Here is a 12,940-nt window from a genome sequence, read left to right as displayed (position 1 = left end):
TCTCTTCTTCCTGACCAAACTTGTATCCATAGTTCTGGGACTCAGTCTCAGTGGTCTCACGAACCAAGGAGGACGTTACCAGAGAACCGTGCATTGCGGAGAACAAAGACCCCCCGAAGACACCCGCCACACCGAGCATGTGGAAGGGGTGCATCAGGATGTTGTGCTCAGCTTGGAAAACAAGCATGAAGTTGAAGGTACCGGAAATACCTAGAGGCATACCATCAGAGAATGAACCCTGACCGATGGGGTAGATCAAGAATACTGCAGTTGCAGACGCCAAAGGTGCGGAGTAAGCAACACAGATCCAAGGACGCATACCCAAGCGGTAGGACAGTTCCCACTGACGACCCATGTAGGCAAAGCAGCCAATGAGGAAGTGGAAAATGACCAGCTGGTAAGGGCCACCGTTATACAACCACTCATCTAGAGAAGCAGCTTCCCAGATGGGGTAGAAATGTAGACCGATAGCGTTGGAAGAAGGAATTACAGCACCGGAAATGATGTTGTTGCCTAGTAGTAAAGAACCAGCAACGGGCTCACGGATACCGTCAATATCAACAGGAGGAGCAGCGATGAATGCGATGACAAAACAAGCAGTAGCAGCTAGCAGAGTAGGGATCATCAAAGTGCCGAACCAACCAACATAAATGCGGTTGTCAGTACTAGTAACCCACTGACAATACTGCTCCCACATGCCAGCCCGTTCACGGGATTGCAAAGTAGAAGTCATAGTGATGATAGAAGTTATGAACATGAGTCAACATCACTGTGAAGGCAAACAAAGATAAATAATTTAATCTCTGCGGCAAATTAAGTGAGTTAAGACTCGTTTATAAGATTAGTAAATATGCTTAGCGCATTGTAGGGGTACGATACGAAACTTCCTGGATCGACACATTTCTACGTAAAAAATGATTGGTTGCTCATTGTGAGAATTTATCCGGGTGGCCAAGCTAATGAACGTCCACCCAATAGATGCATATGGAGATGGAAGACCGTTTGTCCGCCATCTTGGCCAGTATTGATAACTACTCGATATCCGTTACTCAAGCCTTCGGCATCAGCAATTTCCTTTACAGTTAGTAACATATGGCCCAGTAACTGCTTATCCTCAACCACGGCGTCTGACAGTTTGGGAATGGGCTTTTTAGGAATAACTAATATGTGAGTAGGTGCTTGGGGACTGATATCGCGAAAGGCTAGACAAAGATCATCTTCATAAACGATATCTGCAGGTATTTCTTTGCGAATAATCTTGCTAAAAATTGTGTCTTCACTCATGGTGCGTTGATGGGCACAACGCTTCGCATTGTAAGGGTTAGTGATGCCTTAAGAAGGCGAAGATTTTGAAGAGATGGGGGAGTCTTAAATTGTGTGTGATGAATATTCTTTGTCCAAAGGTATTAGCTGTATCCCATGGACGATTTTTCTTAACCTAACTTTCTGAGAACTGTTTAGCTGCCTACAGGTGGTTTAGGAAACTGAACTTGGCTATATAACCAATCGGCGATTAATTTAGGGCAATTTTTTTTTGACCAGCGCACAGCCAAATAGTGGAATGCTGGTTTGGTGAGACGAGCGATCCACTTCATGAGGCGGTTGAGATGACGAGGTTTGACGCGATAATTTATGAGGTTATTGGAGCCGATGTCATAGAGGCGGTCCAAAACAAGCTGTAACGTTGCTTCTTCCCGTAGAAACATGTTTTCTAATAAGAGTTCCACATCCTGCATGTGCTCATCTGCGAGCTGCTTTTCGCGCATAGTTATGGCGACGTCAGCGGAGTTGGAAGTCGTCAGCATGATTTCTTAAAACTGATTTATATGTGTAAGGGATGTGGCAGGCATCGCTTCTCTGGACATCGATGGAGAGTCACATTTGTCATTCAACTGTCTAGTATGCAGATACCATATTTCATGGTTCATAATTGTGATCCTAGTCCTAATCAGGGCCTCTTTAGCCGGAAGTGACTACACAATTCAATTCAATTTGACCGGCCCAGTTCAAACACCTCAATGATAGGGGACATTTTTAATGGAAACCGATGGTGTGCAGCTTAGTCTCTATTCATCGAGAATACTAAAGTATTTATAGTATGTAGTTTTCTGATCAAACCAGTTACCCAAATTGCACTGGTCAAGTCGCACTATTTATATGCTTGGGCATTCTACGTAAACATGTAGGAGACTACCATGCTGGCAAGAATCTGGAGTGCGTCTTTAATCGGTATTGATGCCTTAAAAGTTGGTGTGGAAGTGGATTTGTCAGGAGGCCTACCGAGTGTTGCCATAGTGGGTTTGCCTGATGCGGCTGTGCAAGAATCACGTGAGCGTGTGAAGGCGTCACTAAAAAATGCGGGTTTTCCGTTTCCGATGCGCAAAGTTGTAGTAAATTTGACGCCTGCTGATGTTCGAAAAGAAGGCCCTATCTATGATTTGCCTATTGCCATTGGCATTTTGGCGGCGTCTGGTCTAGTCAGTCAAGAGAGTTTAGATGGGTATTTGCTTTTAGGTGAGCTATCGCTTGATGGCAGCTTGAGACCGATAGCGGGTGTGATGGCAATGGCAGCAGCAGCGCCTCAATTGGGGATCAAGGGTCTAATTGTCCCAGAGGATAATGCCCAAGAGGCGGCAGTGGTACCGGGTCTTGCGGTTTATGGTTTTAAGGTGATTACTGATGTTGTCGATTTTCTGAATAATCCTGGCGAGCGGATGCCACTTACTATCGATGGCTGTGAATCTCTGGCTAAAGCCCAACCCCATGCAGTAGATTTACGGGATGTCAAAGGTCAGGCTCAGGCAAGACGAGCGTTAGAAATTGCAGCGGCAGGTGGTCATAACCTTATATTTGTAGGGCCTCCTGGTAGCGGTAAAACCATGTTGGCCCGTCGCCTATCAACTATTTTGCCGCCTCTGAACTTTCAAGAAGCTCTGGAGGTTACTCAAATTCATTCAGTGGCTGGCCTGCTTAAAGATAAGGGGACATTAGTAACTGAGCGACCGTTTCGTAGTCCTCATCATTCTGCATCGGGGCCATCTTTGGTGGGGGGTGGAACATTTCCAAAGCCAGGAGAAATTTCTTTGGCCCATCGCGGTATTCTCTTTCTTGATGAGCTGACGGAATTTAATCGCAAGGTGCTGGAGTTTTTGCGGCAGCCTTTGGAGGATGGCTATGTAAGCATTGCGCGTACGCGTCAGTCTGTGGAATTTCCAGCCCAGTTTACGTTGGTAGCGAGTACTAATCCCTGCCCCTGTGGTTTTTTTGGGGATACTGTACAGCCTTGTACATGTACACCTCGTGGCCGAGAACAGTACTGGGCTAAATTGTCAGGTCCCTTAATGGATCGGATTGATTTGCAAGTAGTGGTGAGTCGGTTAAAGCCTGAAGAAATCACCGGATATCAGTCGGGCGAACCGTCAGAGCCAGTGCGTCAGCGTGTGGAGTTGGCTCGATGGCGATCGCAATCTAGGTTTTCGAGTGAACCTAAGCTACAGTGCAATGCCGATTTAGAAAGTCGGCATCTGCGTCAATGGTGTCAACTGGACGATTCATCACGCACCTTATTAGAAACCGCAGTGCGTAAGCTGGGGTTGTCAGCCCGTGCCACTGACCGGATCTTAAAAGTTGCTCGCACAATTGCCGATCTTGCTGCTGTTGACAGTTTAGAGTCTACCCATATAGCTGAAGCGATTCAGTACCGTACGATAGATCGCATGCAGTAATAAGCTCATCGGAACTTATGCGGAACTTATTTAGAAGATGTGCCGACAGGTGCTACTAGTTAAGTTCGAGAAAATATTCATTTATGAAATGGCTCTCAAGTGCTGTTACTGAGGACGCTATATCATAGTTGTTCGTAGATACGTTGGGTGATTCACGAAGTAAATTATGGCCATCAATGCGGCTAAACTCCAAGCGGCTCTCTATAATTTTGTCAGTGGCACAAATGATATTGAAGGGGTAGCCTTAGTCACGCCGGATGGTTTACCCTTGGTGGCTGTGCTACCAAGCCACATGGATGAAGAGCGAGTATCAGCGATGTCGGCAGCCCTTGTCTCCTTAGGGGAGAGGATAGGTAGTGAGCTATTGCGGGGCAAAGTCAGTCAGATTGCGATTGATGGAGAAGCCGGTTACTGCATTTTGAGTAACTGTGGAGAAGAAGCTGTTTTTTTGGTGCTAGCTACCCGCATGGTTAAGAAAGGCATCTTGAACCTTGAGGTAAAGCGAGCTGTGGGTGAACTTCAAGCGCTATTGGTGTAGTCCCCCTGATTTGTACGATGGTCAGGAGGCTGCAATTAAAGCAATTCTCCAGAACAATTCTGGTTGATATATGCTGTTCAATAGCGCAACGCTAATGCCGTATCGTCGCTATCGTACAGCATGTCTGTCAACGGTTATCTCTCAGATATTTCACTGCCAGAGGTTTTCCAGCTTTTGCAAGATGGCAAAAAGACGGGACTGCTTTCTATTCAGGGACTAACGACTCCTGGTCAAGCACAACCTAAGTTCTATTTCATATGGCTTCATCGTGGTCGTATTGTCACGGTGACAAATCGGTTGGATTGTCGCTGTCTCGCTACTTTAATTAACCATCGTCGTTACCTCAGCACCACGATGATAGAGCGGTTGATTCGTCGTTGCCCTGTGGATGAACCTTTGGGAAGATTTTTACGTGCTCAAGGAGTCTTAAGCCCCAAGCAATTACAAATCTTGTTCGCGGCTCAAGTCATTCGTCAGATTTGTGATTTATTCCAAGTGCCAGATGGTTATTTTACATTTGACCCGGATGCGCCCCTGCCTAAGGTGGAAATGACTGGCCTCAGTGTCGTTGCTACTGAGGTGGTTTTGCCAGGACTGCGTATTTTGAAAGATTGGACAGCCTTTAAAGACAAACTACCCCACCCGCAGTCGGCCTTAGTCAGTCTGATACGCGGTCAGCCTAATGTACGTATTAATCAAGCGGAGTGGAGTGTCTGGCGGCTGATGGATGAAAAAAAATCCCTTAGTCAAATTGCTCAGGGCTTGATGCTGCCCATTGAAGAAGTTCAGCGTATTGCATTTCGTTTAATCTTTATTGGGCTGGCTGAGGAAGTACCCATGATGCTTTCAGAGGCAGCTGATACGCCTGACTCAATTTTTACAGATGAATCTGGAGAGCCGCTCAGTCCTAAATTTTTCCGCAATCTAATCGAGTTTTTACGCCAGGTACCAAAGTCCTCTTAGATAGGTGTGGGAAAACGGTGCTATGCTAGTAAGTGACTCGGATCTATGCGATCGCAACGCCCAAATCTTGTCAGGACCGGAAGGTAGCAGCAATACGGGATGCTTGAGATAGGCGTAGTCTCCGGGTCTCCTCTGTTTTTATGGTGTATCTGCTCCATTCAGGTACGGCTATCCGACGGTTGAGCACGCTACACACTGTCGAGATCCGCTGTTAAAACTGAAGATATGAAAGTGATGGGGCTTTTTCACTTATTCACCAAATATTGTTAGAGGAGTATGGGGTCGTGGCAGACTTTGGCCAGTTGGTGCAAAAAGCATTCTATTTAGGTGTAGGCTTAGCGTCTTATGCATCTGAAAAAGCAGGTGATGGGTTTAGTGATCTACGACTACAGGCCCAAAAGCTAGTCGATGAGTTGGTGGCTCGTGGTGAAATTACGGCTGATGAAGCCCAGAAAATAGTCAACGATATGGTTGACCGTGCCCAGAGCTCAGCTGCTGCAACTGAATCTACCCAATCTGCTGATAGCGCACCCCGTAAAATTGAAATTATTGAAGACGATGAACCTGACGATCGAGCAGCAACTGATGCTCTACGTAAAGAAATTGAAGAGCTTCAGACTGAGTTGCAACGTCTGAAAGACGACGACGATTGAGTTTAATATTGAGGGTTTTAATTTTTAGTTTTGAGTTAACAGCTGTTAACCCTGTTTACCCATAAGCATGACTCAGGGGTGATGTATTGGGTGGTCATCAACTAAGAATTCAACATTCAAAAATCAGATTTCTTCTATTTCTCACCTTTCTGAGAGTTTATTCTTTTACCTATGGCTCTTCTTGACTTTCCATCGTTATGGACGACTGGCTAAAACAACTACAACAAGATCTGCAAGAGGCTGTTCACAGTACTTTAGAGCAGACTGAACAATTCTTGGATGTACTAGCAGAGCAGGCTGTAAATGTTGTGAGCCCAGTATTGGATGCCGCAGATGAACTGGCTGATGAGCTAGCGGAGCAGGTGGTGGAAAATATCTCACCGCCTATATCCCAGGCTCTTGATGATTTAGAAACTCAGCTGGATCCCGTAGTCGGTTCCATGGTGAGCTGGTGTGAGCAGACCATGGCTCCAATCCATCAAACCCTCACACCCTGGCTACAGAACCATCCCAAGTGTGCAGGTTGCTCTTATTATCATGGTGAGAGTTATGGTGGGCAGATGCTGGTTTGTGCGCTCCATCCCCATGGACCAGAAGATTATGATGAATGTCCCGATTGGGAGAGTGTGTGGCCGAAACCAGACGGGGATTGAGAAAACGCATGTAGGGGTGTTGCATGCAACACCCCTACATACATCCCTACGTCAATAATGGATAAAAATGTCCAACCGGTCCCTGGCCTGTGCCGATCCGGAGCGAGTAGTTTAATGCCTGTGTGACATACTCTTTAGCGCGTTTAGCAGCCTCAAATGGCGTATGACCCAGGGCGAGATTGGCAGTAATGGCTGCGGAGAGGGTGCAGCCAGTGCCATGGGTGTCGGCGGTGTCGATGCAGCTGGTGGTTAGCTTGGTTAGGGTCGTGCCGTCATACCAAACATCAATGCCGCGCAGTTCGTTATCAAAACCACCACCTTTAACGATAACGGCTTTGGCACCCAAGCCATGAATAGCCTGGGCTGCGGTTTTCATATGTTCTAGGGTCTTAATAGATTGACCGCTGAGGATTTCAGCTTCGTAGCGATTGGGGGTGAGAACCGTGGCGAGAGGAATCAGCTTTTTTAGAGCTGCGATCGCATTATCATCTATTAGCTGTGCCCCTGTGCGCGATACCATGACCGGATCAATCACGCAGTCCACATCGACCAACCCCTTGAGATAATCAGTCACCGCCTCAATGATCGGTTGATTGAGCAACATGCCCGTTTTCAGAGCCTGAACCCCCATATCAGTAAACACTGCCTCAATCTGAGCAATGATAGCCTCTGGGGCTAGGGCATCAACCCGCGATACGCCTTGGGTATTCTGAGCTGTAATGCATGTAAGCGCACTGGTTCCATGAACAGCATGGAATGAAAAGGTACGCAGATCTGCCTGAATTCCAGCCCCCCCCCCGCTATCTGAGCCAGCGATGGTTAAAGCAACTGGTGGAATATAAGCCATAAAAAACCGCTACCTATCGCGACTGTCGCCGCCGCTGCAGGAAATCTGGAATATCCAGATCGGGGGCAATACTGGGGCGATTGCTTGGGATACTTGATGGTAAATCAGCTGGTTTAGAACCGATTGAAGATGGCCGTTGTAGCGGAGCAATCCTTGATGGAGACGTGGCAACGGCAGCCGTACCACCAAATTCACTATTACTATTGAAACCAGTGGCAATCACTGTAATGCGGACTTCACCCTGCATCCGCTCATCAATTACGGCACCAAAGATGATGTTTGCGTTAGGATCAACCGCCTCGTAAATAATTTCTGCTGCGGCATTCACCTCATGTAGGGTCATGTCGTTGCCACCCGTGATATTAAGGACAGCCCCCGTCGCGCCATCAATGGAGGTTTCTAGCAACGGTGATGAAATTGCCGCAATGGCTGCTTCACGGGCACGGGATTTACCAGAGCCCACACCAATACCCATCAAGGCAGAGCCTGCATCGGCCATAACGGCACGTACATCAGCAAAATCAACGTTCACCAAACCAGAAATGGTGATGATGTCAGAAATGCCCTGTACACCTTGGCGCAAAATATCATCAGCGAAACGAAAGGCCTCTTGTACCGGGGTTTGCTCTGAAATAACTGACAGTAGCTTGTCATTAGGAATAATGATCAGGGTATCTACGCATTCCTGTAGCGCCATGATCCCTTCTTCTGACTGGGTTGTGCGACGACGACCTTCAAAGGTAAAAGGACGAGTAACAACACCAATGGTGAGTGCGCCTGCTTCTTTAGCAGCTTCTGCGACCACGGGAGCTGCGCCGGTGCCAGTGCCCCCACCCATACCGGCAGTGATGAAAACCAGGTCCGCACCTTCGATTGCGGTGGAAATTTCATCCCTTGATTCTTCAGCTGCTTTTTGGCCAATGGCTGGATTGCCGCCTGCGCCCAATCCACGGGTCAGCTTTTGACCCAGCTGTAATGGATTAGCGCTATTCGCTTTAGTCAATGCTTGAGCGTCGGTGTTCAATGCCCAAAACTCAATACCCGATACGCCGGTATCGATCATTCGGTTAACGGCATTGCACCCGCCACCACCTACACCAACAACCTTAATCCTCGCCATACTCCCAGGCACAATATCATTCCCCATAGCTGCATTACTCAACGCAGGTTCATTACGATGATTATTATTCATATCAGACATATTGAGGCCCAGACCCGAATTTCCGTGAGAGTTGTGTGAGGATGATTTAGACATAGGGCAAAGGTATACGAGATATCAGTGAGCTATTGACCCAATCAGTCACAGAACACACGCGACTGCCGCAAAAGTAAGAACTAACTATATAGCAATTACAAACCAAGCAGGGCAGGTCTCCGCCAATAGAAGATTGAGGTAATTCATCAATCTAGGCAGAGAAAGCTTGAAATATGCTTTCTCAAAGCTTCACAGAGATTTTAAAGATTAATTTCGAACACTATGGGGGCATATTCTAGTCAACTATACGGGAACTTGCTTAAAAAACCAACTCAACTTACTGATTACTTCAAGAATTTAAATGGGTAAGAACTGGCTTCTAAAAAGCGCAAACTAACCATATGGATTGAAAACAAAAGATAGTCGTTATAAGGGGCCGATAAATATCAGTATCTATAACCGAAGACTACTACGTAGTAATGTATTGAGCGATCTCAAGCGACATTATTTTTAGGCTGTTTTAAGGGGCTTGAGTCTTTGTTGCCTGGAGTATTTCTAAGGTGGGATTGTCGGGATTACGCAGGTCAATGAAGGCGATTTCTTCGATATTCATTTTGGCGTTCAAATTTCGCATTCGATCGAGGGCAGTCAGTTGTTTAGAAAAATTCTGCCCATAGGGACCCATGTGCACAATACCAAGGTCTGTATGCAGAATTAAATTGGCTGGATCACGCCAATCAAGAAGAGAGACGGATACCGGATTTTTTTGTAACATTTGGTAGATGTCCGACCAGTGTTTTTGATACGCCGGACGCATGCCCTGAACCTGTAGCTTGGGTTCTTGAGACCCTAGTTGAGTAAAGCTGTTGTAGGGCATCCAATAGCCGTTGGCATCTAAGAGCCCCATCTGAGAAAAACTCTGGGGATCATCGTCTAGAGACTTAATGGCAACGTCCACATTTGGAAGAGCGATCGCAACCGGTGTTCGTTCCCGAATGCGGATATTTAAACCGGGGGGTAACAGCCGCCGCCTAACGATGGCGTCCTCGATAGGTCCCTTATCGGTCAAGGCATGTTCTAAATCTAGGGGACGTACCTTTAAAAGGGATTTAGGATAGTCAATATCTATTAGTTCATAAACCTCTTCATCGGGCAGCAGTTGATTACCACTGAGGTTGATCTGCTCAGTGGAGTGAATATGCCAACGATTGGATGTAGCTAAACTCAAACAGCCTAAAGTTAACCCAACCATGGCCGTTTGCCGCCATAGCTGTTGCCAAAAAAGTCTTTGACGCCGCTGTTTGAGGTCTTGCCGACGGCTGGCCAAGGTTGCTTGAGAGTATTCAGGAATGTCTGGCATGGGAGGTGTAATGAGTGACTGTTGGTGGTGCCAGTGGGGAAAAGGAGAAGCGGCGCTTCGACGGGAGCTTGCCAAACGAAGCGTTAGAGCGAGGTGGCTAATGACTGATGTTATCCAGTAATGAGGTTAATTTAGGTCTCCTGGGATAGCTGGAGAATATATTTAAGCATTCAGCTTTGCAAATAGTGCAGATATTCTGACACTTCTTGGAAAAAAAGTAGTGCCCGGGATGATCTGTTTATTAGGACGAGGCTATGGGTGAAGGGGGCGGTTTTGAATTTTAAGGTTTGAATTCAGTGCCGATCGCTATGCTGCATTTTCCGTTGCCTGTAATGTTTGTGCTAAGAAACCATGCCACTGTTTAGCCAGTTCCACATCTGTAAATGGAATCTGTGGTGTTTTACCGTCTTGTAGATTGAGCTGGATGACGGCCTCACTTTTTTTAGCTGTACCTTTGACTGTTTGAGTAAATGCGTCGTCACCCTGGATCAGCAGATCGATGGTGCGAATCTGAGCGAATTGGATGGTTTGCAGATCGATGACGCCTTGACGAGTGGGTAAGCCCCACGTCAGTGTACGCTCTACTTGCCCTAGAGCGGCATAGATATCGTACTTAGCACGTTCAAACTGAGTAGCCCATTGCTTATAGGTTTCGACTTTTTTGTACTCGTTCCAGCCTGCCCAGGTAATCCAAAAAAAGAAGATCAGCAAGGGAAGCCAGAGTAAACCGTGAATCATGGGGCGTGCACATAGGTATTTATGCTTCCATTGTAAAGTCTTGCAACGAGGCGGTCGTTGATCTTTCGCATTGATGAAAGATGATGACAAGGTTTGTACTTAGTTTGCGCTAAGTCGGCCTCAAGACTTCAAAACCATACTATTTCTGAGAGGAGACGGTAACTTGCTTTACTTACCTTCTTTATTGGCAGTGACTCCCGCCACTGTTGCTTGGAGCCCCAAAGTGGGTCTCGTCATGATCATTTGTAACGTACTTGCGATCGCACTCGGTAACTACGGTATTAAGCATAAGAACGTTGGCCTTGGTCTACCTTCCTCCGAATTTTTCGGTGGCATGGGCCATGGTGCAATGTTGGCTTGTACTAGCCTAGGTCACGTGATCGGTATTGGTGCCATCATCGGTTTGGCCACTATCGGTGTGCTCTAAATCCGTTAGAGATCATCATCCATCAGGCTATCTAGCCCTATCGGCTAGATAGCCTGACTAGATAGGCTCAAATAACATTTCACTTTAAGAACATCTCAATCAAAAGCTGGGGAATAAAATCGCCAGCTTTTTTTTGTGTGGGAGGTGAGACGTAGGGAGTGCGTTGCCCTAGGGAGTGGGATGGAGGCTAAAACACACATCCCATATCAGTGAAAATACGTATTCTCCATTTTCCATTTCCTAATCCCCACTTCTGACTCCCCACGCCCCACCTTTTAATTAATAACTGCCTGGAGACGTTTACGAAATTCTCCTTTGGGATGCCCACCTTTGACCTCACCTAAAATTTTGAATTCCCCTTCAGGCTCTTCGCAAATGATGTAAGTGGGCCAGCCCATATCTGATTTATCAGGGTATTGGGTCAGGAGCACCCGTCGGTATTTGCGGTATGTGGCTGTATCCTGCATTTTGATATCGATAAAGTCTAGGCCTAGCTCGCTGGCGACTTTGGCGTCGTAAAAGGACATTTTGTGACAGATGCCGCAGTCTTCGGAAGAGAATTTTAGAACAGATTTAGGCATAGTGAGGTTCTGGAGGCGAAAATGTTGGCAGGGGCAAAACGTTGTAGAGAGGTTGCATACAACCTCTCTACAACGTTAATTCTAAAATGACTCTGTTTGCCGCTCCCGCATAAACTTATCCAACGGTCGTAATACTGGACAAGGCTCTCCGTTCTGTAGGTTGTCTGGATTACTCCAGGTGAAAGGGGCTTGTTTCGCGGCACTCATCCATAGCAGACGTTTGGCGCGGGTCATGGCGACATAGAGGAGACGAAATTCCTCTGCTTTTTTGAGGTCGTTGGCACGGTGCCAAGCTGTTTGCATCTCAGGAATGGTTTGATTGGCGTGGACGTAGGTACGGATTTGGGCGCGGGCAACGTCGGGTAGGGAGACGCTGCCAAGAAACTCACCCTGGGGAGGTATCCAGGATTCGCCGGGGATTAGTTTTGCGTGGAGGAAGGGGAGAAACACAACATCCCAGTCTAGACCTTTAGCTTTGTGCATGGTAATGATCGTGAGCTGCCCAGCTCGAGTGTATTGAGCCTCCGTATCTTCGGCCTCAATGGCATCAAACCGTTCAGAACTGACGATTTCTTGGAGTGCGCCAATCATGGTGCTGAGGCTACTCTCTTCAGTAGTTTGCTGAGCGATACGGGCTGCCAGTTTGTCAGCGGTGGCGAGCTCGCTTTGGTTGTAGTTGAGGGTGGTGCCTAGAAAGGGGATCAAATGATAGGGGGGTAAGTCGAAGCGGGCGCGTAGCAGGCTAGTGCAGTAGCGACGGGCATTGAGCGCGGCCTCATAGGTGAGTGGTGGTTCAAGGGGACCAGGGTAGAGAAACTGTTCTGGATTGGTGGCGAGGGGGTTGAGATCTTGGGTGGGAATGCGTTGGCGATCTACAAGAACGCGCAGGGCTCCTTTGAGATAGTCAGGAGAATGGGGCCGTTCGATGAATAGGAGTAGGTGCAACATTTCGAGAGGGACTTGGGTGTTGCGATCGCGACTGCCCACATCATAAATTTTTAGCCCAGTTGTCTCAGCAAAATCAAAGCCTAAGCGTTCAGCATCTTCTAGAACTTCTCGAATAAATCGACCTTGACGATTTTCTCGCACCAACACTGCCAGCGTGGGTGGTGCTGGTAGTGCATTTGAAGAGGTGTTTTCTTTCTCTTCTTTCCAATTATCAATTAGTTCTTTTACCTTTTGCGCAATTTTCTGAACAGATACATTGATGTCGGCAGGGTTCATAAGCAGTTCCACACCTTGACCCAAGGGTGCGGGGTT

At 47.2% G+C, this 12,940-nt stretch carries 15 protein-coding genes and 1 other RNA gene; 7 read left to right on the top strand and 9 right to left on the bottom strand.

Going from position 1 to position 12,940, the window contains the following annotated elements:
• The 3 genes from DXZ20_RS16255 to DXZ20_RS16245 form a co-directional block, all read right to left on the bottom strand.
• On the bottom strand, nucleotides 1-733 hold a 733-nt coding region (locus DXZ20_RS16255), incomplete at its 3' end, for a photosynthetic reaction center family protein (protein ID WP_250565791.1).
• Nucleotides 734-939: 206 nt separating this feature from the next.
• Nucleotides 940-1,284, bottom strand: coding sequence for a histidine triad nucleotide-binding protein (locus tag DXZ20_RS16250; protein WP_163699284.1), 345 nt, complete (start codon nucleotides 1,282-1,284; stop codon nucleotides 940-942).
• Nucleotides 1,285-1,457: 173 nt separating this feature from the next.
• Entirely contained in the window at nucleotides 1,458-1,805 is a 348-nt protein-coding gene (locus DXZ20_RS16245; protein WP_163671250.1) for a hypothetical protein, read from the bottom strand.
• A gap of 390 nt (nucleotides 1,806-2,195) precedes the next feature.
• On the opposite strand from DXZ20_RS16245, the gene DXZ20_RS16240 reads away from it, so the two are divergent.
• From DXZ20_RS16240 to DXZ20_RS16215, 6 genes are all read left to right on the top strand, one after another.
• Nucleotides 2,196-3,725, top strand: coding sequence for a YifB family Mg chelatase-like AAA ATPase (locus DXZ20_RS16240; RefSeq protein WP_163699282.1), 1,530 nt, complete (start codon nucleotides 2,196-2,198; stop codon nucleotides 3,723-3,725).
• Nucleotides 3,726-3,891: 166 nt separating this feature from the next.
• Nucleotides 3,892-4,263: a roadblock/LC7 domain-containing protein gene (locus DXZ20_RS16235; protein ID WP_006516674.1), complete on the top strand. Its 372-nt coding sequence runs from the start codon at nucleotides 3,892-3,894 to the stop codon at nucleotides 4,261-4,263.
• 120 nt (nucleotides 4,264-4,383) lie between these two features.
• Entirely contained in the window at nucleotides 4,384-5,226 is an 843-nt protein-coding gene (locus tag DXZ20_RS16230) for a DUF4388 domain-containing protein (RefSeq protein ID WP_163671248.1), read from the top strand.
• 34 nt (nucleotides 5,227-5,260) lie between these two features.
• Nucleotides 5,261-5,357, top strand: an RNA gene (gene ffs, locus DXZ20_RS16225) — signal recognition particle sRNA small type.
• 153 nt (nucleotides 5,358-5,510) lie between these two features.
• Nucleotides 5,511-5,879, top strand: coding sequence for a hypothetical protein (locus tag DXZ20_RS16220; protein WP_163699280.1), 369 nt, complete (start codon nucleotides 5,511-5,513; stop codon nucleotides 5,877-5,879).
• Between the two features lie 197 nt (nucleotides 5,880-6,076).
• Nucleotides 6,077-6,532 (top strand): hypothetical protein, encoded by a 456-nt coding sequence (locus tag DXZ20_RS16215; protein ID WP_163671246.1) that lies wholly within the window; start codon nucleotides 6,077-6,079, stop codon nucleotides 6,530-6,532.
• 46 nt (nucleotides 6,533-6,578) lie between these two features.
• On the opposite strand, the gene thiD is transcribed toward DXZ20_RS16215, so the two are convergent.
• The 4 genes from thiD to DXZ20_RS16195 all read right to left on the bottom strand — a co-directional run bounded on the left by thiD (nucleotide 6,579) and on the right by DXZ20_RS16195 (nucleotide 10,672).
• Nucleotides 6,579-7,379: a bifunctional hydroxymethylpyrimidine kinase/phosphomethylpyrimidine kinase gene (gene thiD, locus DXZ20_RS16210; RefSeq protein WP_163699278.1), complete on the bottom strand. Its 801-nt coding sequence runs from the start codon at nucleotides 7,377-7,379 to the stop codon at nucleotides 6,579-6,581.
• Nucleotides 7,380-7,392: 13 nt separating this feature from the next.
• Nucleotides 7,393-8,571 (bottom strand): cell division protein FtsZ, encoded by a 1,179-nt coding sequence (gene ftsZ, locus DXZ20_RS16205; RefSeq protein WP_431732100.1) that lies wholly within the window; start codon nucleotides 8,569-8,571, stop codon nucleotides 7,393-7,395.
• Between the two features lie 523 nt (nucleotides 8,572-9,094).
• Nucleotides 9,095-9,934, bottom strand: coding sequence for a cell division protein FtsQ/DivIB (locus DXZ20_RS16200; protein ID WP_163671243.1), 840 nt, complete (start codon nucleotides 9,932-9,934; stop codon nucleotides 9,095-9,097).
• 306 nt (nucleotides 9,935-10,240) lie between these two features.
• Nucleotides 10,241-10,672, bottom strand: a complete 432-nt coding sequence (locus tag DXZ20_RS16195; RefSeq protein ID WP_163699274.1) for a hypothetical protein — start codon at nucleotides 10,670-10,672, stop codon at nucleotides 10,241-10,243.
• 163 nt (nucleotides 10,673-10,835) lie between these two features.
• Between DXZ20_RS16195 and psaK the strand changes: the two genes are divergently transcribed.
• On the top strand, nucleotides 10,836-11,099 hold the full coding sequence (gene psaK / locus DXZ20_RS16190; protein ID WP_006516666.1) for a photosystem I reaction center subunit PsaK: 264 nt from the start codon (nucleotides 10,836-10,838) through the stop codon (nucleotides 11,097-11,099).
• Nucleotides 11,100-11,374: 275 nt separating this feature from the next.
• Here psaK and DXZ20_RS16185 read toward each other — a convergent pair whose 3' ends face one another.
• Together DXZ20_RS16185 and DXZ20_RS16180 are read right to left on the bottom strand one after the other, a co-directional pair.
• Nucleotides 11,375-11,680, bottom strand: coding sequence for a thioredoxin family protein (locus DXZ20_RS16185; protein ID WP_163671241.1), 306 nt, complete (start codon nucleotides 11,678-11,680; stop codon nucleotides 11,375-11,377).
• A gap of 81 nt (nucleotides 11,681-11,761) precedes the next feature.
• Nucleotides 11,762-12,940 (bottom strand): 3'-5' exonuclease (locus DXZ20_RS16180; RefSeq protein WP_284681679.1); only part of this gene is annotated, 1,179 nt, incomplete at its 5' end.

This window comes from Adonisia turfae CCMR0081 (assembly GCF_011009555.1).
Lineage (GTDB): Bacteria > Cyanobacteriota > Cyanobacteriia > Phormidesmidales > Phormidesmidaceae > Leptothoe > Leptothoe turfae.
This window is presented reverse-complemented; position numbering and strand designations above follow the sequence as displayed.